The sequence below is a fragment of the Streptomyces sp. DSM 41931 genome (assembly GCF_050271085.1).
In the GTDB taxonomy this organism is placed as follows: Bacteria; Actinomycetota; Actinomycetes; order Streptomycetales; family Streptomycetaceae; genus Streptomyces; species Streptomyces albogriseolus.
In genome coordinates, this window is sequence record NZ_CP189902.1 from 296,706 (window position 1) to 321,722 (window position 25,017).

Consider the following 25,017-nt stretch of genomic DNA (forward strand, 5'->3'; position numbering starts at 1 on the left):
GCCGGTTCAGCGGCCTTCGCGGGGCAGCCGCAGGTCGGCGACGACCGGCCGGTGGTCCGACGCGTCGGTGGCGTGCGTGCGGGCGCCGGTCACGGTGATCCCGTGCGAGACGGTGATCAGGTCGATGCGCTTGTGCGGTGCGATCGCCGGGTAGGTGGGGCCGGCGTCCGGCGCCGCGTCGCGCAGGGTGTGCCACAGGGGCGCCAACTCGGGTGCGGACGGCTCGGCGTTGAAGTCGCCGACCAGAATCTTCGGCCCCCGGTCGTCCGCGAGGACGTCGAGCATGTCGCCCACCTGCGCGGCGCGGATCGACGGGTCGGCGCGGTAGTCCAGGTGCGTGGAGTAGACGTGGGTGCGTACGCCCTTGACGCGGATCACGATCTCGGCGAAGCCGGGCGCCGGGGCGGGCACCGGGTCGGGGGTCTGGGTGGAGAGCCGGGTGATCTCGTGGTTCTCGGCGTGCAGCACGGGGTGGCGGCTGAGCACGGCCACGCCGTACTGCCGGCGCTCGCCGCCCTCGCCGGCCGGGTCGAGGTCGTAGATGGGCGCGAAGAAGACCCGCATACGGAGCTTCTCGGCGAGGGCGCGGGCCTCGTCCGCGAAGGCGCTGCGCTCGCCCCAGTGGACGTCGACCTCCTGCAGCCCGATGACGTCGGCACGCAGGTCGCGCAGGGCGGCGGCGGTGCGGTCGAGGTCGAAGACCTGGTCCTCCCCCGCGCCCGCGTGGATGTTGTACGTGGCCACGCGGAGCGGCACGGCGGGGGCGCGGGAGCCGGACGGGGAGGCGCCCTCCGCCGCTGTGGCCGGGGCCGCGGTGAGCGACAGGACGGCGGCGAGGAGGGCTGCGGCGACACGGGCGGTGCGGGCGGGACGTCTGAGTCCTGGCGGCATGCCTTCTCCTGTGTGCGGATGCGGTGGTGACGCACGGTCAGTGCGTCACCACCGCATGGAAGCACAGGCGGGGCCGGCGGCCGGGCGCCTTGGCCGTTCCTTTTCCCGCCGGCCCGCTCCCGGTCACCGCGGCTCATGGCGGCGCGTCGGCCGCGGTGACCGTGCGGACGAGCGCGAGCACGGTGTCGGTGGTGTGCTCCAGGTGGCTGCGGCCGTCGGGCCGGCGGGAGTGCGGGCTGATGTAGCTGCGGCGGCCCAGGTGGGTGGCGGGGTCCAGGCGGTGCACGGTGATCTTCCCGGCGCGGCGCGCCCGGTTCCAGCCGCTGCCCCGCAGCAGCGGCCACCGCTGCGGGAAGAGCCAGGCGCCGACCCGTTCGATCCGGTCGTGGGCGCTGGTGAGCTGGTGGAGGTGCAGGGCGCGGGTGAGGTCGTTGGCGCCGTTGTGGAAGCCGCCGAGCGTGATCAGCAGCAGCGGGGCGCCGAGCTGGGCGTGGAGTTCCGCGACCGCTCCGGTGGCGACCTGCGCGCCGCCGCTGTAGCTGAGCAGCACGACGGGGACACCGCTGTCCGGCCGGTAGCCGGCGCGCCGGAGCTGGCCGGCGGTCTGGGCGCCGACGGCACGGTTGTAGAGGGGGCGGTAGCGGCGGTCGGCGGCGACGAAGATCTGCATGACGTTGTGCAGGAACAGCAGCAGCCCGGCGTGCCGGCGGATCCGCACCCACACCGGCCGGTCGGCGAGCGGGGCGGCCAGCGGTGAGTACGGCTGCACCTGTCCCAGCACCCGCAGGTCCGGCGCGGCGGCGATCAGCGCCTTGACGAGCTGTCCGCCGTCGCGGGTGTCCGTGAAGCGCCGCTTGCCGATGCCGTCCAGGTAGACCAGGTAGGCGGCCGGCGGGCGGTCGGGGCCGGCGCCCCGGGCGTAGGGCACGCCGGGCGGGAGATCGGCGCCGGGGCTGCGCCAGCCGGCGGTGTAGAGCATCACCTCGTAGCGGGCGAGCAGCGCCTCGACGAGGAGGACCGGGCCCAGCACGAGGGCGACGAGCGGGAACCAGGTCATGCCGCCGCCCTCCGGGTCCGCGTGGTGCCGATCCGTCCGACGAGGCGCCGTACGGCCTCGACGGCCGCGGCGAGGCCGACCCCGGCGGCGGCCACGCAGGCCGCGGCGGACCAGCCGCCCACGCCGCTCGCGGCGGCGACCGGCCCGGCCAGTCCGGCGCCGACCCCGGTCAGCAGCATCAGGTGCAGCGCGGGGCCGAGCAGCGGGAAGGCGATGACGGCGCCGAGCAGCATCGGGGCGACCTGTCCGGCGGTCCAGCCGGGCGCGGCCCCGGACGCGGTGGCGTGCGGCAGCAGCTCGGCGAGGGTGTACGCGGTCAGCGGCCACAGGGCGATGACGGCGCTCTCGACGGCGGTGCCGGTGAGCAGCAGCCCGGCCACGACGGGCGGCGACACCCGGGGGCGGCGGGCGACGAGGGGCAGGATGCGCCCGGCCGCTTCGGACAGCCCGGCGAGCAGCACGAGGGCGACGACGACGGAGGGCATGCTTCAGTGCTCCCGCTTCTCGTGGGGTCCGGTGCGGCGCAGGAGAGCCTCGATCTCGTCGGCCGCGCGGAGGTGTCCGCCCGCCTGCCGCTGGGCGGTCCGCAGGGCGCCGGCCGCCTCTCGGAAGCGGGGCTCGGTGAGCAGTCGTCGGGCAAGGGCGTGCACGGCGGCCTCGGTGGCGGCCTCGGGGCGGACGGTCAGCCCGGCGCCGAGTTCCGTGACCCTGCGCGCCACCTGGGGCTGGTCGGCCCCCTGCGGTACGACCAGCACGGGCACGCCCGCGTACAGCGCCTCGTTGACGCTGTTCATGCCCCCGTGCGTCACGAACAGCGCGGCGCGCTCCAGCAGTTCGGGCTGCGGGACGAACCGGCGGGCGAGCACGTTGTCCGGGAGCGCGCCGAGCGCGGCGGGGTCGGTGTGTCCGGTGGCGACGACGACGGTGCCGCCGAGCGGCGCCAGGGCGGCGGCGAAGGCGCGCAGCGCCGACGGTCCGGCGTCGAACACCGTGCCCAGGGAGACGTACAGCACCGGCGGCCGCAGGAGGCCGAAGGGGAACGACGGGTCGTGCGGCCGGGCGCCGACGCTGGGGCCGACGAACCGGTACGTCCGGTCGAAGGAGGCGGCCTCGGGCTGGAAGGCGCGGGAGGTGAAGACCAGGTTGAGCGGCTGACGCGCGTTCACCAGGTCGACCAGGGGCAGCCCGCGGGTGCGGTGGCGGCGGGCGAGCAGCAGGCGCGCGCGGACGTAGCCGAGGAGGCTGCGGGGCCGTGTGACCGCCTCGGCCAGCAGTGTCCAGGAGGCGCGGGCGGGGCTGGGGACCCGGCGGCCGAACGCCATGGTGGTGAACAACGACACGGCGGGCACGCCGAGTTCGGCCGCGGTGACCGGCCCCCAGGGGCACGCGGCGCCGTGCACGACCACGTCGGGCCGGGCGCGCCGCAGGTCGGCCAGCACGGCCGGCAGCGTCTCCAGGGCGGTGCGGGCGAGCTGTTCCAGCAGGGTGACGGGCGTCGGCGGACCGGCGAGCGGCGGACCGTCCCCGGGGTAGCGGTGCACGGTGGCGCCGGCGGCGGCCACGTCCGGCTCGAACGCGGCGGTGGTGTGGTAGGTGACGGTGTGCCCGCGGCGCACCAGCTCGGCGACGACGGGCAGCGTCGGGTTGATGTGGCCGCGCAGGGCGACGTTGACGAACGCGACGGTGCTCACCGTACGGCCCCCGTGGCGGAGGCGGGGCGGCGCCGCGTCAGGCCGCACCCTCTGCTGTCGGTCACGGCCCCTGGCGGTGCTGTCACGGGCCGGGGAAGGTCGTGCGGACCCGAGCCACTCATCGTTCGTCCTCTCCTGTCACTCGGTCGACGCGGTCGCGTTCCCCTCACCGACCGCACAGCCCTCCGGTCTGTGACAGGGCGGGCTCTCAACGGCCGGGGATGTAACGAGCGTCACTCCACCCCCTGTCACCCGGGAACGGCGGCCAGGGTCCGTGCCCGGTACGGACGGGAGGGCTGATCCGCGGGGCCCGGGCGACCCGCTGTACGGTGCGCGTAGGGGCCGTGGGCCCGTCCGGCTCCCGGACGCGCACGGTGGAGGCCGCTTGTAGCATGGTGAGCGCGGAGCCGGAAGGGGCGACCATGGACGCTCGGGACGCATCCGATGCCCTGGACCGGGCGACGGACGATTTCCTCGCGGCCCGTCCGCAGCTGTTCGGGATCGCGTACCGGGTGCTCGGCAGTGCCGCGGAGGCGGAGGACGTCCTCCAGGAGACCTGGGTGCGGTGGCAGAACACCGACCGCTCCGGCGTCAGGGAACCGGCCGCCTTCCTCACCACGATCACCGCGCGCCTCGCCGTCAACGTCGCGCAGTCCGCGCGCGTACGGCGCGAGTCGTACGTCGGACCGTGGCTGCCCGAGCCCGTCGACACCCGGCACGACCCGCAGCTGGGCGCCGAACGCGCCGAGGCGCTGGAGATGGCGGTGCTGCTCCTGTTGGAGAAGCTCAACCCGGTGGAACGGGCGGCGTACGTGCTGCGGGAGGCGTTCGACTACCCGTACAAGCAGGTCGCGGAGATCCTCGAGACGAGCGAGGCGAACACCCGGCAGCTGGTGAGCCGCGCCCGCAAGCATCTGTCGGCCGAGCGGAAGGAGCCGGTCAGCCCGGCCGATCACCGGCGGCTGCTCGAGGTGTTCCTGGCGGCGGCGCAGAACGGCGACATGCGGGTGCTGGAGAACGTCCTGGCCGCCGACGTGGTCAGTTATGCCGACGGCGGCGGCATCCGCGGCGCCTCGCGCGTCCCGGTGGTCGGACGGCTGCGCGTCTCCAAGTACCTGGCCGCCTTCGCGCCGCGCTTCTGGCCGCCGGCCGAGACCCGGTGGGTGGAGGCGAACGGGAACCCCGCCGTCCTTGTCACGGCCGGCGGGAACCCGGTGGCGCTGCTGTCGGTCGACGCGTCCCGGGACGGCATCCACCGCGTCATGTGGGTGATGAACCCGCAGAAGCTGTCGCCGTACGTGGCGTCCCTGACCGCCTGACGGCCCGGTTCCGGCACCCGGCCCCGGCGGCCGCGCTGCCCGGTGCAGCGGCTGACCACGGGGGAGGTGACGGTGCCGACCGAGCCGACGGTGGTCACGGCGGTCCGGCGGAGGCGTCCGCGCGGGGTCGCCCGCCCCGCGCGGGGAGCGCATGCTGGGAGGTACCCGCGCGGCGTCGAGGTGTCACAACCCGAGCGGCCGTCCGGTCGTGGTCGGTGAGTCACCTCGACGATCGGAGCAATCGTGGCTGCCACCGAACAACTTCTCTCCACCACGGTGCTGGTCATCGGCACCGGCGGGGCCGGCCTGCGGGCGTCCGTCGAACTGGCCGAGGCCGGTGTCGACGTCCTCGCCGTCGGCAAGCGCCCCAAGAACGACGCGCACACCTCCCTCGCCGCCGGCGGCATCAACGCGGCCCTGGCCACGATGGATCCCGAGGACAGCTGGCAGCAGCACGCGGCGGACACGCTCAAGGAGAGCTACCTGCTGGGCGACCCCCGCACCACCGAGATCGTCACCCGCGGCGCCGCCCGGGGCATCGACGACCTGGAGCGCTACGGCATGGCCTTCGCGCGGGAGCAGGACGGCCGTATCTCGCAGCGCTTCTTCGGCGCGCACAAGTTCCGCCGTACCGCCTTCGCCGGCGACTACACGGGCCTGGAGATCCAGCGCACCCTCGTCCGGCGCGCGGAACAGCTGCGGATACCGGTGCTGGAGGGTGTGTACATCACGCGGATCCTCACCCACGAAGGCGCGGTGTTCGGGGCGTACGGCTTCGATCTGAAGGACGGCACGCGCTACCGGGTGCACGCGGACGCGGTGATCCTGGCGGCGGGCGGGCACACCCGGATCTGGCGGCGCACGTCGTCGCGGCGGGACGAGAACACCGGGGACTCCTTCCGGCTCGCCGTGGAGGCGGGGGCGCGGCTGCGCGACCCGGAGCTGGTGCAGTTCCACCCGTCGGGGATCATCGAGCCGGAGAACGCGGCCGGCACCCTCGTCAGTGAGGCCGCGCGCGGCGAGGGCGGCATCCTGCGCAACGCCCTCGGCGAGCGGTACATGAGCCGCTACGACCCCGAGCGCATGGAGCTGTCCACCCGCGACCGGGTCGCCCTGGCCTCCTACACGGAGATCAAGGAGGGCCGCGGCACGGAGAAGGGCGGGGTGTGGCTGGACGTCTCCCACCTGCCCCGGCAGACGATCATGAACCGGCTCCCCCGGGTGTACCAGACGCTGCTGGACCTTCAGATGCTGGACATCACCCGCGACCCGATCGAGGTCGCGCCCACGGCGCACTACTCGATGGGCGGGGTGTGGGTGCGCCCGGAGGACCACAGCACCGACGTGCGCGGCCTGTACGCGATCGGCGAGGCGTCCAGCGGCCTGCACGGCGCCAACCGGCTCGGCGGGAACAGCCTCATCGAGCTGCTGGTGTACGGCCGTATCACCGGCCGGGCGGCCGCCGCGTACGCCGAGTCGCTGACCGCGCAGCCCCGTTCGGCCGCGGCCGTCGCACAGGCGCGGGCGGAGGTGGACGGGCTGCTCGCGGCGGACGGTCCGGAGAACGTCCGCGCCCTGCAGCGCGCCGTCCGGAACACGATGACGGAACACGCCGGCGTCGTCCGCGACGAGGAGGGGCTGCGCACCGGACTGGCCGAACTCGGCGCGATCGAGAAGCGGATGGAGGACGTCGGGGTCCACCCGGACATCGCCGGCTTCCAGGATCTCGCCCACGCCTTCGACCTCAAGGCGGCGGTGCTGGCCGCGCGGGCCACGCTCGAGGCGGCGCTGGAGCGGCGGGAGACGCGCGGCTGTCACAACCGCGGCGACTACCCGGACATGGATGAGGAACTGCGGGTCAACCTCGTGTGGTCGCCGGCGACCGGCATCACCCGGGAGAGCATCCCGCCGGTTCCCGAGGAGATCGCCTCCTTGATGGAGGAGATGCCGACGGACGGCAGGTTGCAGGAGTGAGCGCGCAGGCGCACGCCCCCACCCATCCATCCACACCATGAAGGGAATCCAGTCATGAAGGTCGTAGTGATCGGCGGCACCGGGCTCATCGGCTCGAAGGTCGTCACCCAGCTCCGGGCCGAGGGCCACGAGGCGGTGCCGGCCGCGCCCAACACCGGCGTCAACACCCTGACCGGTGAGGGCCTGGCCGAGGTCCTGGACGGCGCGTCGGTCGTCGTCGACGTGTCGAACTCGCCGTCGTTCGCGGACGACGCCGTCATGGAGTTCTTCCGCACGTCGACCACCAACCTCCTCAAGGCGGAGTCGGACGCCGGCGTGGCCCACCATGTCGCCCTGTCCGTGGTCGGGACGGACCGGCTCCAGGAGAGCGGCTACTTCCGCGCCAAGCAGGCGCAGGAGGACCTGATCCGGGACTCCGGCATGCCGTACTCCATCGTGCACGCCACGCAGTTCTTCGAGTTCATGAAGGGACTGGCGGACCTGTCGACCGTCGACGGCACGGTGCGGGTGCCTCCGGCGAAGTTCCAGCCGATGGCCTCGGACGACGTGGCCGCGGCGGTGTGCCGCACGGCGGTCGCCTCCCCGCTCGACGGCATGGTCGAGGTCGGCGGCCCCGAGGCCCTCTTCCTGGAGGACCCCCTCCGCACGGCGCTCTCCGCCGCGGGCGACCCGCGCGAGGTGGTGACGGATCCCGAGGCGGGCTACTCGGGCGCCCCGGTGGACGAGTCGACGCTCCTCCCGGGCCCGGACGCGGAGCTCGCGACCACGCGGTACGCGGACTGGCTGGCCGCCCAGCAGCGGTGACGCGCCCCGGAGCCGTGGCCCTCGCCCGCGGGCGGGGGCCACGGGCTGCCTGTGCTATGAACGGGCGATGCGACTGACGACCGAGAAGACCGGTGCGCGCCCGTGGGACGAGGCGCACCTGAAGGAGCTCTTCGGCGAGGGGTTCCCGGAGTTCGTCACGGCCGACCGGCTGGTGAAGAACTACATAGGCCGGGTGCGGGAGTTCTTCGCCGACCTGGACCTCATGCTGGTGGACGAGGACGGCGTGCCGGTGGCGTCGGGGTGGGGTGTCCCGGTCCGCTGGGACGGCCGTCCCGAGTCCCTGCCGTCGGGCTACACCGAGGCGCTCGTCCGCGCCGTGGAGGGCCATGAGCAGGGCGTCGCACCGGACACCCTGGTGATCTGCGGGGCGGTCGTCACCCCGTCGCTGAAGGGCCGCGGGCTGGCGGGACAGACGCTCATGTCACTGCGTGCGGCGGCGAAGGACGCGGGCTGGGAGCGGGTGATCGCCCCGGTCCGCCCGACGGCCAAGGCACGGTACCCGCTGACCCCGATCGAGACCTACATGCGCTGGACCCGCGAGGACGGCTCGCCCCTCGACCCGTGGATCCGCACGCATCGACGCCTGGGCGCCACGGTGGTGTCGGCCGCACCGGCGTCCCAGACCATGACCGGCACGGTCGCGGAGTGGGAGCGCTGGACGGGCCTGGCCTTCCCGGAGACGGGCGACTACGTGATCCCCGAGGGCCTCACCCTGCTGCACGTCGACCGGGAGTCGGACGAGGGCGTGTACAGGGAGCCGAACGTGTGGATGCGGCACTGCTGACGTCGTTCGCACGGGGCGACGGCCCGGACGGGTGAGGGACCACCCGTCCGGGCCGCGCCGTTCGGTGCTGTGCAGTGCCGCGCTGTGTGGCTCAGCCGAAGTCCACGTCGCTGCACATCAGGTAGGCCTGGTCGAGGTGCGAGGCCTGCCAGATGGTGAAGACGATGTGGTGTCCGGAGTAGCCGGAGGTCTGCACCGGGAAGGTGATGTCCTTCGCCGGGGCGAAGCGGCCGGTCTGGGTGATGAAGTCCAGGTCGTCCCAGCCGAGGGCCTCGGTCTTCGGGTCGAAGCCCTGCTTGCTCACGTAGACCTTGAAGTAGTCCGCGCCGTGCGACGCCTGGTCGTACAGGTGGATGGTGAAGTTGTCACCGACGGGCGTCGTCTTCCACGGACCCGGTTTGTTGAGGCTCTCGAAGTTCGGGTGGTTGTTGCTGCAGAGCTTGCCGTTCGGGATCCGCGCCTCGAACTGGCCGCCGAGGCCGTCCTGGAGCATGCTCATCCAGTTCCACATGGTGTTGGGGTTGGCCTGGTAGGCCTGCCAACACATGGGATCCTCCTGCGCCATGGCGGGGTTCATGTGGTCGCTGCCCCACTCCTCCCAGCAGTGGTACGCACGGGAGGGGGGACCGACGACGGAACCGTGCGCCTGGGCGGTGCCGGAGAACGTCAGCGCGCCGGCCACCACGGCGAACAGCATCAGGAACGCCTGGAAGAGACGGCGCCCGGCCGGCCGGGAAGTACCGGCGGATAAACGCGAGTTGTGCATGGGGGGATGACTCCAATCCTGTGGGTGAAACGTGATGGGAGCGCTCCCAAAGGTAGAAGGTGCGCGTGCAGGTTTCGTGGAGCGAAAGAAATGGTTTCGGGGAGACGTTCGGTTGGATTCAGCGGTTAACACGGCCGACATGAATGATCTGCACACTGGGGAACCACAATGTGCCTGGCCAGGCCGCCGGCTTTGCGGCGTCGAAACATTCGACCGCCTTCCGGTCGACGCCCGGCGTGCGACGTGCGGTGCCGCCGGCCCGGGGTGGGGCGGCGGCACCGCGTGCACAGTGATCCGCTACTGCTTCACGGAAGCCGCCGCCGCCGTCACCACGCGCGTGACCTCGTGGGGATGCGAGACAGCCGCCGCGTGTGACGCCTGGACCTCCGTCACCTGCGCACCGGCGCGCTCCGCCATGTAACGCTGCGCGGTTGCCGGGATGTTCAGGTCCTCCGTGGCGACCACGGCCCAGGACGGCAGCGTCCGCCATCCCGGCTCGGGGGCCGGCTCCTCCAGTGCCGCGCCGGTCACCGGCCGCTGGGTGACGGCCATCAGCCGGGCCACGCCCTCCGGGACGTCCGCTGCGAACTGGTGCGGGAACCTCGCCCGGTCGATGGTGAACTCCACCCCCGGCGCCCCGCCCGGCAACGTGACCGGCACCGGGTGCAGTGCCTCGCCGAGGCTGCTGCCCGGGAAGCGCGCCGCCAGGTCGAGCGCGCTCTCGCCCTTGTCCGGGATGAACGCGGCGACGTACACCAGCGCCCGCACGTTGTCCGCGCCCACCGCCGCGGCGGTGATGACCGAGCCGCCGTAGGAGTGGCCGACGAGGACGACCGGTCCCTCGATGCCGGCGAGGACTTCACGGACGTACGCCGCGTCGCTGCTCAGTCCGCGCAGGGGGTTCGCGGCGGCCACCACGGGGTGGCCCTCGTCCAGCAGTTCGCGTGCCACGTCGTTCCAGCTGGTCGAGTCGGCGAAGGCGCCGTGGACGAGGACCACGGTGGGCTTGGGAGAGCGGGAACGGTGGAACATGGCCGGTCCTTTCGTCGGAAGGCGGTGCCGCCGGGGTGGCGGAACGCCGTCGCCTTTCGCTTCGTTGACCGGGCCGCGGACCCGTATGTGACAGAAGGGGGCGAACGGAACGGCGTGTCATGGACGCTCCGGCCTGCCGCGAGCGCGGGAACGGCACCGGGCCGGAGGTCAGACCTTCTCCGTGACGCGCTCCTCCGTCGCCACCGGGGCGGGAGAGGCCGGCGCCGGTGCGTCGGGTGCCACGTTCAGCTCCGCGAGCATCGTCTTCGTGAAGCCGAACCAGTACGTCGCCACGAAGCCCGCCACATAGCCGACGAGCAGGCCGGCCGCGTAGACGGCGATCGTCTGCGCCAGGCCGTGGCTGCCGTCGAGGAGGGGGAACAGCGCCCAGCCGGAGGGGCCGATCGCCGTGGAGCCCACGTCCGTGCCGAGCTGGTTGAACAGGCCGACGAACGCGCCGCCGAAGGCGCCGCCCGCGCAGGCGGTGACGAACGGGCGGCCGAGGGGCAGGGAGACGCCATAGATCAGCGGCTCGCCGACCCCCAGGAAGCCCGGCCACAGCGCGGACTTGATCGTCGTGCGGATCGAGGTGTTGCGGGGCAGCCGGAGGTAGATCGCGAGGGCCGCGCCGACCTGGCCCGCGCCCGCCATGGCGAGGATCGGCAGCAGCACCGTGAAGCCCGCGCCCTCGATCAGCGTGGTGTGGATGGGGATGAGTGCCTGATGCAGGCCCAGCATGACCAGCGGGAGGAACAGACCGCCGAGAAGGAGACCGGCGCCCGCGCCGCCGTGCGCGAGCAGCCAGTCCGCGGCGTCGCCGATCCAGGACGACACCTCACCGGCCAGGAACATCAGTCCGAACAGCGTCGCCAGGCCGGAGACCAGCACGGTGACGGTGGGCGTGACCAGCACGTCGACGGACTCCGGGACCCAGCGGCGGCACCGCTTCTCCACGTAGACGCCGAGGCAGGCCGCGGCGAGCGCGCCGAGCACACCGCCCTGGCCGGGCGAGAGGTGCTGGCCGAACGCCTCGACGTCGGCCACCTTGGCGTAGACGATGATCGACGCGACGGCGCCGCCGAGGATCGGGGTGCCGCCGAACTCCTTGGCCGTGTTGTAGCCGACGAAGACGGCGATCAGCGCCATGAAGCCGGAGGCGATGGCGGCGAGGGCCGGGGTGAGGCCGGGCAGCCGGCCGAGGTTGACCAGCAGGCCGTTGAGGCCGGCGATGATGCCGCAGCCGATGAGCGCGGGGATGAGCGGCACGAAGATGTTCGCGATGCGCCGCAGGAACAGCTTGAACGGGGTGGCGTTCCTCGCCTTCCGCTCCGCCCGGAGCGCCGCGCCCTGCGCCGCCAGCTCCTCGGCGGTCACGGGGTCGGACCCGCCCGCGGGGGCGGCGGGAGCGGCGGGCTCCTCCGGGGCGCCGGCCCGCTCCGCCGCGACCAGGGCCTCGAACTCCGGGGTGACACGGGCGACGGCGCCCGGGCCCAGCACGATCTGGTAGGTGTCGTCCTCGACGACCCCCATGACCGCGGGCAGTGCCGTGAGTGCCTCCTCCTGGACGAGGAACCGGTCGCGCAGGCCCAGCCGGAGCCGGGTCATGCAGTGGGCCACCGACGTCACGTTCGCCGCGCCTCCGACCAGGGGGAGGATGGCGGCAGCAGTGGCGCGATGCTTGTTCTCTTCGCTCATGGTGCGGTCATGCCTTGCTGTGAGGTGGGGCAGGCCGCGTCAGGCGGCTGCGGCGAAATTTACTTTCGGTTGATCACTTGAGTGTGAAAGATATTTTCAGCCATCGCGCGCGTCAAGGGTCGTCGCGCAAAGGTCCGATCACGACTTCGGCGGGACCCCCGGTGACGTGCGTCACCTCATACCGGGGCATGCCCGTGACCGTGTAGAAGGGACCGGTGAACAGCACCGGACACCTCACCTCAGAGCGCCCCGAGCGCGCCCGCCCCACACCGCACAGCCTGACGGGGGTCGGCGTCGCCGTCCTCGACGACTCCGGCCGCGTCCTCCTCGGACTCGGCCACGACGGCCGCTGGGAGCTGCCGGGCGGCAAGGTGGACCCGGGCGAGAGCTTCGAGACGGCGGCGGCGCGGGAGCTGGCGGAGGAGACTGGGCTGTCGGTGCCGGCCACGGCCGTACGGGTGCTGGCGGTCGTGGTGGACGGTCTGCGCGGGCTCACCCGGGTGACGGCCGCCGCGGTCACCGAGGGGGCGGAGGGCACACCCGGGGTGACGGAACCGGACAAGATCGTGCGCTGGGAGTGGTTCGCGCGGGACGCGGTGCCGTCCGCGCTGTTCGGCCCGTCGGCGTCGGTGCTGGACTGCGTGTGGCCGGAGACGGCGCCGCGTGGGGCGGCGGAGACGCACCACTACCCGGTCCGCCCGGCCGGCTGAGGGCAACGCCGTTTCCGCCACGCCGTGTTGAAGGCCGGGGCGGCGGGGTGCCGCTGCACTACGATGCAGACGTTGCCGCCCCGGCCTTGCGCGACTCCGTCAACTGCCCTGTGTGACGGGGAAGTTGAAGTGATCCCGGCCGCAGGCGCCTGTTCCTTCCCCACACTCAGGAAAGAAGCGGATGCGGATCAAAGACGCGAGCGTCGCGCTCGTCGGTTCCACCCTGGTCGTCACGCTGGCGGCGTCCCCCGCCCTCGCCGGCACCACCACACCCTCCTTGCCGGCGCCCGACGTCGCCGCCGTGGCCGCGGTGCACCGGACGGCGCTGTCCCAGGGCGCGCCCGGCGCGCTGACCCGGATCGACGAGGGGCCGCGGAGCTACCACGTCGCCACCGGTGAGGCCGACACCGCCGCCCACACGCCGATGGACACCGGGCGGCGGTTCCGTGTGGGCAGCGTCAGCAAGACCTTCACCACGGTGGTGCTGCTGCAGCTCGTCGCCGAGGGCACGATCGACCTCGACGCGCCGGCCAACCGCTACCTGCCCGAGCCGCTGCCCGACGAGCGCATCACGGTCCGTCACCTGCTGAGCCACCGCAGCGGGCTGTACGACTACACCAACGACATGTTCTACAACACCGTCCCCGGCTTCGAGGCGGTGCGGAACAAGGTCTTCAGCTACCAGGAGCTGCTCGACCTGTCGACGGCGAAGCCGCTGAACAACGCGCCGGGCGCCGCGTACAGCTACTCCAACACCAACTTCGTCGCGCTGGGCGCGATCATCGAGCAGGTGACGGGCACGCCCGTCGCCACGCACTACGGGCAGCGCATCTTCACGCCGCTGCGGCTGAAGAACACGTCGTACGTCCACCCGCGGACCACCCTCTCCGGGACGTACGCGCGCGGTTACCTCCGGCAGGACGACACCACGCTGCCGCTGGTGGACTCCACCGAGCAGACCGTCTCCTGGGCGCAGTCCGCGGGCGCGGTCATCTCGAACGCCAAGGACCTGAACCGGTTCTTCTCCGCGCTGCTCTCGGGGAAGCTGCTGCCCGAGGAGCAGCTGCGGGAGATGACCACCATGGTCCCGGTCACCGCGGACGGCAAGCAGTCGTACGGTCTGGGACTGCGCGGGCGGACGCTGTCCTGCGGCACCACGGTGTACGGGCACACCGGCACCGTGCAGGGCTACTACACGTACGCCTTCACCACGAGCGACGGCCGGCGCAGCATGGCGTCGCTCGCCAACACCTCCAACAACGGCACGGTGAACACCACGCTCGGCGCGACGCTGGACGCGTCCTTCTGCGGCACCGACCCGGCCGCCGCGGTGCGGCGGGCCGCCGCCTCCACCCAGCGGTTCACGGAGGACATCGCGCCGCAGATCGCGCGGGACTGATCCGAGGGGCTGACGTGCGCGGGTCCCGGCCGGGCGCCGTCCGGCCGGGACCCGCGGCTGTCAGCGGCCGTTGCTGTCGTGCCGCAGGCGGTCCCGGGCCTCCGTGGCGATCACCGCGGCCTGGATACGGCGCTCCACGCCGAGTTTGGCGAGCAGGCGGGAGATGTGGTTCTTCACCGTCTTCTCGGCGAGGTAGAGCCGCTGGCCGATCTGGCGGTTGGTGAGCCCCTCGCCGATCAGCTCGAGGATCTCCCTCTCCCGCTCGGTGAGGCCGGGCAGGACGTCCGGCTCCTGCTGCTCCTTCCGCGGGCCGCCGCGCAGGCGCTGCATCAGCTTGGCGGTGGCGCTCGGGTCGAGCAGCGACTGGCCGCGCGCGACCGTGCGGACGGCCTCGACGAGGTCGGAGCCGCGGATCTGCTTGAGGACGTAGCCGGACGCGCCGGCCATGATCGAGTCCAGCAGGGCCTCCTCGTCGTCGAACGAGGTGAGCATCAGACACACCAGGTCCGGCATCCGGGAGCGCAGTTCCCGGCACACGGTCACGCCGTCGCCGTCGGGCAGCCGGACGTCGAGGACCGCGACGCGCGGGCGCAGGGCGGGGACGCGCACCAGGGCCTGCTCGACGGTGGCGGCCTCGCCGACCACCGTGATGTCCGGCTCGTCGTTCAGCAGGTCGTGCACCCCGCGCCGGACGACTTCGTGGTCGTCCAGGAGGAAGACCTGGATCGGACCGTCGGGGCCGGGCTGTTCGCCGTCCGCCATCGAATGCTCCTTGTGTGCGCGTGGCGTGTTCCACCAGGATCCTCGCCCGTCCCCGGCCGGCCTGCCAGGGCCGTTCGGCCCTGATCGCCCACGGGGTCGGCCGGCCCCCGGCCCGCTCGTGTGCGTGTCTGCGGCACGGACGCGCGCTCCGGGCGCTATCCCGCCAGCCTCGCCCCGGCCGACGGCCGGGGCAACCCCCTGCGGACGCCGCGGCCGCGGGATTCAGCCGGAGGGCCGACACCCGGCCGCACCCGGGCGCGCGTGCAGCACACGGGCGGACGCAGGGGCAGCCCCCGGCACGCGGAGGACCCACGCCGGCTCCCCCCGGCGTGCGGCCGGACATGACCGGCTCCGGCGTGCCGGCGGCGCGACCCGGGGCGCCCCGGCCCGCCGGCTGCCGGACCAGGCCCGGCGTTGCGCGGGCGGCCGCGGACACAGGGTTCGGCCGGACGGCCGAAGCCGGACCGCGTCCGGGCACGAGAGCCGCGCGCGCCCGGGCGTCGGACCACCGTGGCCGCCCGGCCACCAAGCTCAGTGGGCACCAGCCGGCATCACCGGACCCACGCCCGGTGACCCGACGCCGTACGGCGGGCGCACCCCGCCTCACCCACCCGCGGCCCCGCCACACAGCCCGCTCACAACCAACCCCTCCTCGCCGCCTGCCAGGCAAGCTGCATGCGGGTGGTCGCGCCCGCCAGTTCCATCAGGCGTTGGATGCGGCGTTGGACCGTGCGGCGGCTGAGGCCCATCTGGGTGGCCACCGCCTTGTCCACCACGCCGGCGACCAGGAGGGCGAGGATGCGGCGGTCCGTGGCGCCGAGCGGGTCGGGGGGACCGGCCGCGTCCGTGCCGACGACGACGCCGGCGTGGTCGACGTCGAGCGGGACCGCGTCCTCCCAGTACCGCTCGAAGAGCGCGACCAGCGCGGCCAGCAGGTTGCTGTCGCGCACCAGCGCGGAGGTGGGTTCCTCGGGGCTGCCGTCGGGGCCGCCCGGCACCAGCGGGCAGATCGCGATGGCGCGGTCCGCGACCGCGAGGCGCAGCGGGAGATGCGGCACGGCGCGCGCCATCTCGCCCGCCCTGACGCCCTCGACAACGTTATCCACGGCGCCCTCGTCGTCGAAGAACGCCTTCTCGTACAGCGCCCGGTAGCGCACGCCCCTGGCCAGCGCGTCGAACTCGGCGCGGTTGCTGCCGGACGGCATGGCCACGTACTGGGCCTTGCAGAACCACAGCATCTCGTCCCGGGCGCCGTCCTGGATCTGGCGCAGGTGCTGGCGCAGCGCCTCCGCGCCGGTGATGACCTCGATGAGCTGGCCGAGGTCCTGGCGGCGCACGGTCTCGCGGTAGGACTCCAGCAGCGCGGTCGCCTCGGCGCGGGCCAGGTCGAGTGCGTCGGCGCGGCGTTTGATGCGGGGCAGCAGGGCCACGTCGGGCGGGGTGGGGCGGTACTGGCGGGGCAGTCCGTCGCTCTGGCTGACCAGGTTCTTCGCGGCCAGCGCGTCCAGCACCTGCCGGGTGTGCCCGGGCTCCAGCCCGGACCGGTCGGCGACCTCGCGGGCGGTGGCCCGGCCCATCGTCACCAGCAGGCGGTAGACGGTCTCCTCGGTACCGGTGACCCCGGCGGCCTCCAACGTCACGGCGCCCTCCCCGCACGACGGTCTTCAATCGCCTGAACGTTGAATACCGTACAACATTCGGCGGGGGAGCGGGCCGTCGTGTCCCGCTCCCCCGCCGTCCGCTCAGCCGCGGTGCCCGTACGCCCGGGTCACGGTCTGCCGGACCGAGGCGCCGCTCGCGTCCCGCGCGGTGACGCGCAGGGTCACACAGGCGTCGCCGCGGACCCCGGTCGGCCGGGTGACGGTGGCCGTGAAGGTGTCGCCCCTCCCGGCGCGCACCGGCGCCCGCACGAAGTGCCGGCCGTCGTCGTAGGAGACCTCGACCGTGGTGCGCACCCCGCGCGGCGCGGGGAGCCCGTCCTGGTGGCGGACCGTCAGCCGCAGGGTGTGGGTGCGGCCGGGTCCGACGGTGTTGCGCAGATCGGCCGGTGCGGCGTGGTCGACCTGGAGCAGCGGCAGCCGGGCCTGGCCGGTGACCGTGCCGGACGGGAACGTCCAGGTCGTGTCGGTCGCCGTGGCGTACGCCCACTCCGCGGAGTCGCGGGCGGTGCGCAGCCGCAGCCGGTACTCGGCGTCTCCGCCCGGCACCTCGACGTCGCGCCAGGCGTCGGCGAGGTCGGCCAGCTTCCGGCCGTCGCGGTAGAGCTGCGCCTCGGCCGTCTCCGGCGCCGCCGCCCGTCCGCCGATGCCCGTGTCGCCGCCGGGGGCGAGCCGGGACCAGTGGCCGGTGGCCGAGTCGGTGAACTCGGGGATCCGCAGCCGCAGTACGTCGCCGTCGCGGACGCTCGCGGGCACGCCCCCGCGCGGGATGGCGGGCCGGACCACGGCGCCCTGCCAGCGCTCGGTGACCTGCTCACCGGCGCGGTAGGTGCGGGGCGTGTCCCGGAGCCCGGTGTTCAGCGGCGAGTCGACGTCGCCGACCGTCCGGTGGTGCACGATGTGCTCCCACTCGGTGGTGCCGGAGGTGACGTACTCGGTGCGGGTGAACGCGGTGGGGACGTGGCGGGTGTACTGGAGCCAGGTGAACTCCTGGTACGGACGGCGGGCGAACCGCTGCTCGGCGGCCCACTCCACGCCGCCGCTGTCCGGGTACGCGGACCGCACCACGGCGCTGTTGCGCTCCGACACCGTGTGCACCACGCGGTCGGGAACGCGTCCCTCGCTGATCTGCATGACGTCGTACAGGTAGGGGCTGCGGGCGGTGCCGCCGAAGGCGACGGTGGTGGTGCGCCGTGCGAGGCGGTTCAGCAGGCCGGCGCCCTCGTCGGAGCCGACGCGCACGACGGGCACCTTCCAGCGCTCCCCGTGGGGTGTCCAGCGGGTCCAGCCGTTGGTGTCGAAGTGGACGACCAGCACCGCGCGGACGCCGGCCGCGGCGGCGCGTTCGGCGAGCCGCGGCCCGGCGATGCCCTGTTCGTCCGTGACGACGGCGAGCCGGCCGCGCGCCCCGCGGAAGTCGGGTGCGTCCGCGGCGCCCGCATTCACGGCCCGGAGCCTTTCGCCCCGCTGGTCGAACAGCGGTGACTCGGGCATGTAGGAGGCGTCGAGGTCCGCGCCGCCGATCACGCCGGCTTCGAGGAGCGGGGCGGCCAGCTGCCAGCGGGAGGCGAACTCGAAGGTGCCTTCGGTGACCTGAGGGGTGGGGCTGACGTAGAGCGCCACGGCGCTGTCGAAGTACATCGTGCCGTCGATCCAGGCGTGCCCGTCGATCTCCCGGTACGTCTGGTAGCTGAGGACGCCGCTCTGTTCGGCGGGCCTCGGTGTGCGGATCTCGACCTTCACCGTCCTGCGCGGGTCGACCACGACGGTGGTGTCCTTGGTGACCTTGATCTCGGGCAGGACGACCTGGCGGAGCACCTCACCGTCGTCCGTCCGCTCGATGCCGCCGGAGGTGAGCTGGTAGGTGCCCTCCTCGACCTCGGCGACGGCGTTGTCCCGGTCGGTGTAGCCGACGAAGCCCTCCGCGCCCCAGATCATCGGCAGGGCGTCGACGCGGTTGCCGTCGTTGTCGTAGGAGACGACCTTGAGCCGGTGCACGGGGCCGCGGACGACCAGGCTGAGCGTGGTGTGCACGGTGACCGAGCCGTCGGCTGCGGTGGCCGTCAGATGGCCGTAGTAGGCGCCCCGTTCGGCGCGGGCCGCGTCGACGGTCAGCGGCAGGTCGGCGGTGCCGCCGGCCGGGACGGTGACGGTCCGCGCGGCGGGGGTCAGCACCCCTTCGGCGAGCTCCCGGCCGCCGCTGGTGGCCAGCGCGGCCCGCGCGTCGAGGGTGACGTCCCGGCCGGAGACGTTGGTGTAGCGGACGGTGTGCGCGCTGGTGCCGGTGTCGTCGCTGGTGTACGTGCCGAGGGCGAGGCCGGCGGTGGCGAGGACCGGGGTGCGGCTCGCCGCGGCGACGTCGACGCGGCCGCCGCCCTGTTCGGTGACCCGCTGCCCCTCGATCAGGCGTGCGGTGCTGGTCAGGGCGTCCTTGAGACGGCTCGCGGTCCAGTCGGGGTGCTGCTGGGCGAGCAGCGCGGCGGCGCCCGCCACGTGCGGGGCGGCCATCGACGTTCCGGAGGCGGCCACGTGGGAGGGGTCGACGACCTGGCCCATCGTCGTACCGGCCGCGCGGGCGGCCACGATGCCGACGCCGGGCGCGGTCACGTCGGGCTTGACGGCGTCGTCGCCGGCCCGGGGGCCGCGGCTGGAGAAGTCCGCGAGGGAGTCGTCGCGGCCCACCGCGCCGACCGTGAGGGCGGCGTCCGCGGCGGCGGGAGAACCGATCGTGCCCTGGGCCGGTCCCGCGTTGCCCGCGGCGACGACGAACAACGCGCCGGAGGACGCGGAGAGTTCGTTCAGGGCGCGGCTCATCGGGTCGGTGCCGTCGCTGGGGGCGTCCGAGCCCAGCGACAGGTTGACCACGTCGGCGCCGCGCGCGACGGCCCACTCCATGCCGTCGACGACCTGCGACGCGGTGCCGAAGCCGTCGTCGCCGAGGACTTTGCCGACCAGCAGGTCCGCAGCCGGCGCCACGCCCTTGCGGGCGCCGCCGGAGGCCGCGCCGGAGCCGCCGACGATCGAGGCGACGTGGGTGCCGTGCCCGAAGGCGTCGCCGGTGCCGGAGCTGCCGGAGAAGTCCTGTGCCTCGCTGATGCGTCCGGCCAGGTCCGGATGGGTGGCGTCGACGCCGGTGTCCAGCACGGCGACCTTGACGTCCTCGCCCCGGTGGCCGGTCTTCCAGACCTCCGGGGCGCCGATCTGCGCGGTGCTGCGGTCCAGTGCGGCCCGCACCCTGCCGTCCAGCCACACGGACGGCACGGCGGCGGCGCGGGCGGCGCCGCCGGCGGCGGGGGCGGGGGCGAGGCGCTTCCAGAAGGTGCCGAGGTCGCCCGCGGGGACGCGGACGGCGTGCGCGTCGATGGTCTCCAGGCGGCGGACCCGCGTGCCCTCGGCGGCCAGGCCGGTGAGGCGGCGCAGCGAGGTGTCCGGCACGCCCGCGCCGTCGGCGACGATCAGCGGCAGGGTGTCGGTGTGCGCCTCGTCATAGCCCTGGGCGATGAGCGCGGTCACGTCGAACAGGCCGCGGTCCAGCCGTCCGGCGGTGACGAGTCCGGCCGCGTCGGACGGGAGGACCGTGAGGTGTCCGTCCTCCTCGACGGTGCGGAAGAGGAGGTGCCGCCTGCCCTCCCCCGGTGTCACCGAGGCGGTGCGGCGGCCGGTCACGTCCGTGCGGACGGTGACCCGGTCGCCGGTGATCAGGCGCACGGTGGCGCCGCTGCCGGCCGCCGGCGCGGCGGCCCGTGCCGGGGTGCCGGCCGCGGCCGGACCGGCCGCGATCGGTGTCACGGCGCCCGCGGACAGGGTCAGCCCCGCCGCGACGGCGGCCGCGATGCGCATCCGTTGTCTCACTCCTGTGCCCTTCGTCGTACGCGTCGTGCGACACGTCCCGTCCTTCTGCTGTTCACCCGGCCCGCGGTGCCGTGGGTGCTGCACAGGCTCGGTCGCCGGCGCGGGCCGTGTCACCGTTTCGCCGTGGCACAGGTGGGACATGGCGCAACGGCGACACCGGCGCGGCAAGGCGCGGGCGACGGCGGGAGGTTCGCGGGCGGGGCGCCCGCCGCGGTCCGACACCCTCCGTGTGAACTTCTCGTAAGGAATGTCAAGTGCCACCGGCACCAGGCGTGTTGCCCACGGGAGACTGATACGATCAACGGACTTTCAGCAGGCTGGCGACGCGTCATGAACGCGTACGGGGGACAGTCTCTAAGGCCCCATCGCTGAGGAGTTGAGGTTGTGTCCCGCCGTGGGTCCGCGCCGCTCGTCGGCCCGGACCGGTCTTCCGCGTGCGCCGGCATTCTCGTGCTTCCGACGCGATGCGACTTGAAGAGAGTCTCATGACGTCATTGATCAAGGATCCGCTGCTGTGGATCCTGCTGGTGGTGCTCGCCGCTGCGGTCCTCGCAGTGCTGCGGGCCCGGAGAACCAATCTGGCGCTCCGAAGAACGAGGAAGGATCTGGAGGCACGCCTGGGCCAGACCCAGGGTCGGATCGGGCAACTGGAAGCCCACATCGACACGCTGGACACCCGGCACCGGGGTGAGCTGGCCGATGTGCGGGCGGACGCCGAGTCGGCGACCAAGGCCGTGCTCAAGTCGGCCATGGGCACACTCCAGTCGCTCGCCGAGGAGCAGCAACTGCTCCTGGACCAACTGCTGAAGAAGTACGGCAACGACAGCGAGGTGCTGGCCGACCTGATGTCGGTGGACCACACCGGCAGCCAGTTCGGCCGCCGGGCCAAGGGCATCTCGGTGCTCTGCGGCGGCTGGCTCGGCCGCCGCGAGGGGGCGGCGACCGTCTACGACGTCACCCGCAGCGCCCAGGGCCGCATCAAGGACTTCAACCGGGTGAGCATCCACGCCCAGGCCAGCGTGGCCGTGGTCGGCAAGGCGGTCGAGCCGGTGGCCGTGGTGCTGGCGGAGCTGCTGGACAACGCGACGACCTACAGCGCGCCGGGCACCCCGGTGGAGGTCAACATCCAGGCCGTGCCCACGGGTGTGTGCTTCATCGTGGACGACGCCGGTCTGGGCATGGACCAGGAGACCAAGGACCGTGCGGCGGCCCTGCTGTCCGCCGACGGCCCGGTCGACATCACCGGTCTCGGCGACCCGCCCCGGTTCGGCTTCGCGGTGTGCGGCATGCTCGCCAACCGCTACGGCTTCCACGTCTCCGTCGGCTCGGTCTCGCCGTACGGCGGTGTGCGCGCGGTGATCCGGGTGCCGGAGAGCCTCCTCTCGGCCGACGTGGTCGCGCCCGCCGAGCCGGAGCAGCAGGAGCCTGTCGAGGCGGGACAGGAGGACGCTCCGCAGCGCCTGGCGCCGGTGCCCGTGGGCCCGTCGCGCGTGGTGGGCACGACGTCCGGCGGGCTGCCCAAGCGGCGGCGCCGTCAGGGCCCCATCGCGGTGGTGCCGTCCCCGCCGGACCCGGCCGCCCTCGAAGAGGAGACCTCCGAGTCGTCCGGCGAGGTCACCGCGTCGCGCCTGGGGGCGTTCGCACGCGGCACCCAGCTCGGACGGACCACGAACACCACGGAAGGACCTGACCACCAGTGAAGACCGACCTGTCGTGGGTGCTGAACGACGTGCTCGAGGTGCGCGGCGCCCGCCACGCGATCCTCGTCTCGGGCGACGGCCTGCTGCTCCAGCGTTCGGACGACATCTCGCGCGACGACGCGGAGACCAACGCGGCCGCGATGAGCTCCATGCAGTCGCTGAGCCGGGCGGTCGCCGGTTTCGTCGGCGCCGGGCACGGCATCTGGAAGCAGACGCTGCTGGAGTACGACGGTGGCTGGATCTTCCTCATCGCGGCCGGGCAGGGCTCCTACCTGGCGGTCTCGGCGGCGGTGGACGTCGACATGGAGGCCATGTCGTTCCGTATGCAGAAGACGGTGACGGCGCTGAACAAGGCCATGAGCGTGGCGCCCCGCTCGGACAACGGTGTCGGCTGATGACGGGTCCCGGCGAGGAATCACCCGTCACCAGTGACTTCGTCCGCTCCTACGTCATCACCGGCGGCCGGAGCCTGCCGTCCTCGGACGAACTGGCGCTGCACACCCTCGTCACGCTGGCCCCCGGGCGGACGCTGCCGCTCGGGGCCGGCCCCGAGGTGAGGGCGATCTGGGAGCTGTGCTCGGGTGGCTACCTGTCGGTCGCCGAGGTGGCCGGCCACCTCGGCCTGCCCGTCGGGGTGGCCCGGCTGCTGCTCACCGATTTATCGGAACAGGGGCATCTGCTCCGCCGGGCCGAGCCGCCCCGGGCCCAGAACGTTGACAGAGCGACCCTCGAGAAGGTTCTGAATGGACTCCAATCCCTCATCGGCTGAGACGGCCCAGAAGTCCATCTACGTCTCCAGCGCGGTGACCAACGCCGCAAAGATCCTCGTCGTCGGGCACTTCGCCGTGGGCAAGACGACCTTCATCGGTTCGCTGTCGGAGATCACGCCGCTGCGCACCGAGGAGAAGATGACCCAGGCGTCGGAGCACGTCGACGACCTCAGGGGGGTCACCGGCAAGACCACCACCACGGTCGCCCTGGACTTCGGCCGTCTCACCCTCAGCGACGACCTGGTGCTGTACCTCTTCGGCACGCCGGGGCAGCAGCGGTTCATGCAGCTCTGGGAGGACATGGCACGCGGGGCGCTGGGGGCACTGCTGCTGGTCGACCCGACGCGGCTGGAGGAGACCTTCCCGGTCATCGACCTCATCGAGGGCTACGGCCTGGAGTACGCCATCGCCGTCAACTGCTTCGACTCCGCCCCCGTGTACGAGGAGGCGGAGGTGCGTGAGGCGCTCGACCTGCTGCCGGACACCCCGGTCGTCCACTGCGATGCCCGGGACCAGCAGTCGTCCGCGAAGGCGCTGATCGCGCTGGTGCGGCACCTGCTCGACCGCACGTCCTGACCTCCTCGCGTCCGCCCGGCCCGGGGGCCGGGGGCCTCGGCCTTCCGACCCCCGGCTCCCGGTCACCGGATCACGGTCCCCGGTCCACGGTTCACTAAGGAAGACCTCATGGAATCCCACTCCCCGTCCGCGTCGGGTGCGGGCAGATGCCCCATGCACGACGCCGGCTTCGCCACCGATCCGCACCAGGTCTACGACCGGTTGCGGGAGCAGGCCCCGGCCGGTCCGGTCGAGCTGGCCCCCGGTGTGGACGCCACGCTGGTCGTCGGGCACGAGATGGCGCTGCGGGTGCTGCAGAACACGGAGCTGTTCGCCCGCGACGCCCGCCGCTGGAAGGACCTGAACGAGGGCCGTATCGCCCTGGACAGCCCGGTGCTGCCGATGATGGCGTACCGGCCGAGCTGTCTGTTCACCGACGGCGCGGTGCACCTGCGGCTGCGCAAGGCCGTGGTGGACAGTCTGGCGCGGCTCAACACCACGCGGATCCGGCGTGACGTCGAGCCGATCGCCGACTACCTGATCGACCGGTTCAGCGAGCTGGGCCGGGCCGACCTGCTGGGCGACTACGCCAAGCTGCTGCCGCTGCTGCTGTTCAACAAGCTGTTCGGCTGCCCGGCCGAGATCGGCGACACCGTCACCGCCGCCGTGTCGGCGATCTTCGACGGCCAGGACGCGGTGCGCGCCAACGAGGAACTGACCGCGGCCCTCATGGAGTTGATCGCGCTCAAGCGCCGCAGGCCGGACGACGACGTCACCTCGTGGCTGATCCAGCACCCCGCCGGGCTCACCGACGAGGAACTCAAGGACCAGCTGGTGCTGTTGATGGGCGCCGGCATCGAGCCGGAGCGGAACCTCATCGGCAGTTCGCTGATGCTGCTGCTGTCCGGGACGGGTGTCCGGGACAGCGGCATGCTGATCGAGGAGGCGCTGGACCACGTGCTGTGGAACCAGACGCCGATAGCCAACTACGCCACGCACTACCCGGTGCGGGACGTGGACCTGGGCGGCCATGTGGCCGAGGCGAACACCCCGGTGGTCATCTCCTTCGCGGGCGCCAACGCCGACCCGGCGCTGGAGGAGGCCCGCCGCGCGCACAGCAAGGGCGCCCATCTGGCGTGGGGCGCGGGCCCGCACGCCTGTCCCGCGAAGGACCCGGCGCAGGTCATCGCGACCACCGCGATCGAGCGGCTGCTCAACGCGCTGCCCGATCTGACGCTCGCCGTGCCGGAGAAGGAACTGGAGTGGCGGCCGGGGCCGTTCCACCGCGCGCTGGTGTCGCTGCCCGTGACGTTCAGCCGCACGCCGGCCACCCGGACGGCCACCACCCTGCGCGAGCGGGTCGCCGCGATGCCCGAGGCGGAGCGGCCGGCGTCCCTTCCGTCGTCCCAGCCGGCCCGCCAGGCCCCGACGCGCAGGAAGGGGTTCTGGAGCAGCTTCCTGGACGTCTTCCGTGTCTGACACAACCACGGCTACGGAAAAGGAAGTTGGCAAGGCCTCGGCATGTGACAGGTGCAACACTCAACGACACATGACATACAAGGTCGGAAGGGTAGGTT

The 25,017-nt window shown here is 73.1% G+C and carries 21 protein-coding genes; 11 read left to right on the forward strand and 10 right to left on the reverse strand.

The genetic code is table 11. The annotated features are described in order from the left end of the window. Window positions 1-6: 6 nt before the first annotated feature. From ACP7TJ_RS01445 to ACP7TJ_RS01460, 4 genes are all read right to left on the reverse strand, one after another. Complete coding sequence (locus tag ACP7TJ_RS01445; RefSeq protein WP_266394638.1) at window positions 7-891, reverse strand: endonuclease/exonuclease/phosphatase family protein; 885 nt, start codon at window positions 889-891, stop codon at window positions 7-9. Between the two features lie 133 nt (window positions 892-1,024). Further along, on the reverse strand, window positions 1,025-1,948 hold the full coding sequence (locus ACP7TJ_RS01450) for a hypothetical protein (protein ID WP_376725200.1): 924 nt from the start codon (window positions 1,946-1,948) through the stop codon (window positions 1,025-1,027). Then, on the reverse strand, window positions 1,945-2,433 hold the full coding sequence (locus ACP7TJ_RS01455) for a hypothetical protein (RefSeq protein ID WP_320583737.1): 489 nt from the start codon (window positions 2,431-2,433) through the stop codon (window positions 1,945-1,947). The genes ACP7TJ_RS01450 and ACP7TJ_RS01455 overlap by 4 nt, the downstream gene beginning before the upstream one ends. Window positions 2,434-2,436: 3 nt before the next feature. Then, window positions 2,437-3,639 (reverse strand): macrolide family glycosyltransferase, encoded by a 1,203-nt coding sequence (locus ACP7TJ_RS01460; protein WP_266394643.1) that lies wholly within the window; start codon window positions 3,637-3,639, stop codon window positions 2,437-2,439. A 422-nt stretch (window positions 3,640-4,061) separates the two neighbouring features. On the opposite strand from ACP7TJ_RS01460, the gene ACP7TJ_RS01465 reads away from it, so the two are divergent. The 4 genes from ACP7TJ_RS01465 (at window position 4,062) to ACP7TJ_RS01480 (ending at window position 8,541) form a co-directional block, all read left to right on the forward strand. Further along, a complete protein-coding gene (locus tag ACP7TJ_RS01465; RefSeq protein WP_093769786.1) occupies window positions 4,062-4,958 on the forward strand; it encodes an RNA polymerase sigma-70 factor in 897 nt (298 codons plus the stop codon). A gap of 243 nt (window positions 4,959-5,201) precedes the next feature. Further along, window positions 5,202-6,932, forward strand: coding sequence for an L-aspartate oxidase (locus ACP7TJ_RS01470; RefSeq protein ID WP_189909185.1), 1,731 nt, complete (start codon window positions 5,202-5,204; stop codon window positions 6,930-6,932). 54 nt (window positions 6,933-6,986) lie between these two features. Beyond that, a complete protein-coding gene (locus ACP7TJ_RS01475) occupies window positions 6,987-7,736 on the forward strand; it encodes an SDR family oxidoreductase (protein WP_093769788.1) in 750 nt (249 codons plus the stop codon). A gap of 67 nt (window positions 7,737-7,803) precedes the next feature. Beyond that, the gene (locus ACP7TJ_RS01480; protein WP_167744255.1) at window positions 7,804-8,541 is read left to right on the forward strand and encodes a hypothetical protein; all 738 of its coding nucleotides are present in this window, start codon (window positions 7,804-7,806) and stop codon (window positions 8,539-8,541) included. Window positions 8,542-8,632: 91 nt separating this feature from the next. Here ACP7TJ_RS01480 and ACP7TJ_RS01485 read toward each other — a convergent pair whose 3' ends face one another. The 3 genes from ACP7TJ_RS01485 to ACP7TJ_RS01495 form a co-directional block, all read right to left on the reverse strand. Continuing rightward, entirely contained in the window at window positions 8,633-9,238 is a 606-nt protein-coding gene (locus ACP7TJ_RS01485; RefSeq protein ID WP_093769790.1) for a lytic polysaccharide monooxygenase auxiliary activity family 9 protein, read from the reverse strand. Window positions 9,239-9,604: 366 nt separating this feature from the next. After that, window positions 9,605-10,339 carry an alpha/beta fold hydrolase gene (locus ACP7TJ_RS01490; RefSeq protein ID WP_427761809.1) on the reverse strand — a complete coding sequence of 245 codons (735 nt, stop codon included), beginning with the start codon at window positions 10,337-10,339 and terminating at the stop codon, window positions 9,605-9,607. A gap of 168 nt (window positions 10,340-10,507) precedes the next feature. Beyond that, window positions 10,508-12,034 carry a PTS transporter subunit EIIC gene (locus tag ACP7TJ_RS01495; protein ID WP_403162904.1) on the reverse strand — a complete coding sequence of 509 codons (1,527 nt, stop codon included), beginning with the start codon at window positions 12,032-12,034 and terminating at the stop codon, window positions 10,508-10,510. A 215-nt stretch (window positions 12,035-12,249) separates the two neighbouring features. Between ACP7TJ_RS01495 and ACP7TJ_RS01500 the strand changes: the two genes are divergently transcribed. Then, entirely contained in the window at window positions 12,250-12,744 is a 495-nt protein-coding gene (locus ACP7TJ_RS01500; RefSeq protein WP_318296006.1) for a nucleotide triphosphate diphosphatase NUDT15, read from the forward strand. A gap of 181 nt (window positions 12,745-12,925) precedes the next feature. Then, window positions 12,926-14,143, forward strand: coding sequence for a serine hydrolase domain-containing protein (locus tag ACP7TJ_RS01505; RefSeq protein WP_193458311.1), 1,218 nt, complete (start codon window positions 12,926-12,928; stop codon window positions 14,141-14,143). Window positions 14,144-14,203: 60 nt separating this feature from the next. On the opposite strand, the gene ACP7TJ_RS01510 is transcribed toward ACP7TJ_RS01505, so the two are convergent. The 3 genes from ACP7TJ_RS01510 to ACP7TJ_RS01520 all read right to left on the reverse strand — a co-directional run bounded on the left by ACP7TJ_RS01510 (window position 14,204) and on the right by ACP7TJ_RS01520 (window position 20,403). Beyond that, window positions 14,204-14,905 carry a response regulator gene (locus ACP7TJ_RS01510; protein WP_093769795.1) on the reverse strand — a complete coding sequence of 234 codons (702 nt, stop codon included), beginning with the start codon at window positions 14,903-14,905 and terminating at the stop codon, window positions 14,204-14,206. A 635-nt stretch (window positions 14,906-15,540) separates the two neighbouring features. Next, window positions 15,541-16,545, reverse strand: a complete 1,005-nt coding sequence (locus ACP7TJ_RS01515; protein WP_093769796.1) for a helix-turn-helix transcriptional regulator — start codon at window positions 16,543-16,545, stop codon at window positions 15,541-15,543. 102 nt (window positions 16,546-16,647) lie between these two features. After that, on the reverse strand, window positions 16,648-20,403 hold the full coding sequence (locus ACP7TJ_RS01520) for a S8 family serine peptidase (RefSeq protein ID WP_427761813.1): 3,756 nt from the start codon (window positions 20,401-20,403) through the stop codon (window positions 16,648-16,650). Window positions 20,404-20,900: 497 nt separating this feature from the next. Between ACP7TJ_RS01520 and ACP7TJ_RS01525 the strand changes: the two genes are divergently transcribed. From ACP7TJ_RS01525 to ACP7TJ_RS01545, 5 genes are all read left to right on the forward strand, one after another. After that, window positions 20,901-22,115 (forward strand): ATP-binding protein, encoded by a 1,215-nt coding sequence (locus ACP7TJ_RS01525; RefSeq protein ID WP_176710974.1) that lies wholly within the window; start codon window positions 20,901-20,903, stop codon window positions 22,113-22,115. Further along, the gene (locus ACP7TJ_RS01530; protein ID WP_019525692.1) at window positions 22,112-22,510 is read left to right on the forward strand and encodes a roadblock/LC7 domain-containing protein; all 399 of its coding nucleotides are present in this window, start codon (window positions 22,112-22,114) and stop codon (window positions 22,508-22,510) included. Before ACP7TJ_RS01525 ends, ACP7TJ_RS01530 begins: the two co-directional genes overlap by 4 nt. Continuing rightward, window positions 22,510-22,884, forward strand: coding sequence for a DUF742 domain-containing protein (locus tag ACP7TJ_RS01535; protein ID WP_093769798.1), 375 nt, complete (start codon window positions 22,510-22,512; stop codon window positions 22,882-22,884). Before ACP7TJ_RS01530 ends, ACP7TJ_RS01535 begins: the two co-directional genes overlap by 1 nt. Continuing rightward, window positions 22,859-23,461 (forward strand): GTP-binding protein, encoded by a 603-nt coding sequence (locus ACP7TJ_RS01540; protein ID WP_093769799.1) that lies wholly within the window; start codon window positions 22,859-22,861, stop codon window positions 23,459-23,461. The genes ACP7TJ_RS01535 and ACP7TJ_RS01540 overlap by 26 nt, the downstream gene beginning before the upstream one ends. Window positions 23,462-23,569: 108 nt before the next feature. Further along, entirely contained in the window at window positions 23,570-24,919 is a 1,350-nt protein-coding gene (locus ACP7TJ_RS01545) for a cytochrome P450 (RefSeq protein WP_176710975.1), read from the forward strand. The last annotated feature ends 98 nt before the right edge of the window (window positions 24,920-25,017 follow it).

Excerpts from the sequence above, each read along its gene's own strand:
- ACP7TJ_RS01445 (WP_266394638.1), bottom strand. The coding sequence starts at position 891 with ATGCCGCCAGGACTCAGACGTCCCGCCCGCACCGCCCGTGTCGCCGCA.
- ACP7TJ_RS01450 (WP_376725200.1), bottom strand. The coding sequence starts at position 1,948 with ATGACCTGGTTCCCGCTCGTCGCCCTCGTGCTGGGCCCGGTCCTCCTC.
- ACP7TJ_RS01455 (WP_320583737.1), bottom strand. The coding sequence starts at position 2,433 with ATGCCCTCCGTCGTCGTCGCCCTCGTGCTGCTCGCCGGGCTGTCCGAA.
- ACP7TJ_RS01465 (WP_093769786.1), top strand. The coding sequence starts at position 4,062 with ATGGACGCTCGGGACGCATCCGATGCCCTGGACCGGGCGACGGACGAT.
- ACP7TJ_RS01475 (WP_093769788.1), top strand. The coding sequence starts at position 6,987 with ATGAAGGTCGTAGTGATCGGCGGCACCGGGCTCATCGGCTCGAAGGTC.
- ACP7TJ_RS01480 (WP_167744255.1), top strand. The coding sequence starts at position 7,804 with ATGCGACTGACGACCGAGAAGACCGGTGCGCGCCCGTGGGACGAGGCG.
- ACP7TJ_RS01485 (WP_093769790.1), bottom strand. The coding sequence starts at position 9,238 with ATGCTGTTCGCCGTGGTGGCCGGCGCGCTGACGTTCTCCGGCACCGCC.
- ACP7TJ_RS01490 (WP_427761809.1), bottom strand. The coding sequence starts at position 10,339 with ATGTTCCACCGTTCCCGCTCTCCCAAGCCCACCGTGGTCCTCGTCCAC.
- ACP7TJ_RS01495 (WP_403162904.1), bottom strand. The coding sequence starts at position 12,034 with ATGAGCGAAGAGAACAAGCATCGCGCCACTGCTGCCGCCATCCTCCCC.
- ACP7TJ_RS01505 (WP_193458311.1), top strand. The coding sequence starts at position 12,926 with ATGCGGATCAAAGACGCGAGCGTCGCGCTCGTCGGTTCCACCCTGGTC.
- ACP7TJ_RS01510 (WP_093769795.1), bottom strand. The coding sequence starts at position 14,905 with ATGGCGGACGGCGAACAGCCCGGCCCCGACGGTCCGATCCAGGTCTTC.
- ACP7TJ_RS01520 (WP_427761813.1), bottom strand. The coding sequence starts at position 20,403 with ATGCGCATCGCGGCCGCCGTCGCGGCGGGGCTGACCCTGTCCGCGGGC.
- ACP7TJ_RS01525 (WP_176710974.1), top strand. The coding sequence starts at position 20,901 with ATGACGTCATTGATCAAGGATCCGCTGCTGTGGATCCTGCTGGTGGTG.
- ACP7TJ_RS01535 (WP_093769798.1), top strand. The coding sequence starts at position 22,510 with ATGACGGGTCCCGGCGAGGAATCACCCGTCACCAGTGACTTCGTCCGC.
- ACP7TJ_RS01540 (WP_093769799.1), top strand. The coding sequence starts at position 22,859 with ATGGACTCCAATCCCTCATCGGCTGAGACGGCCCAGAAGTCCATCTAC.
- ACP7TJ_RS01545 (WP_176710975.1), top strand. The coding sequence starts at position 23,570 with ATGGAATCCCACTCCCCGTCCGCGTCGGGTGCGGGCAGATGCCCCATG.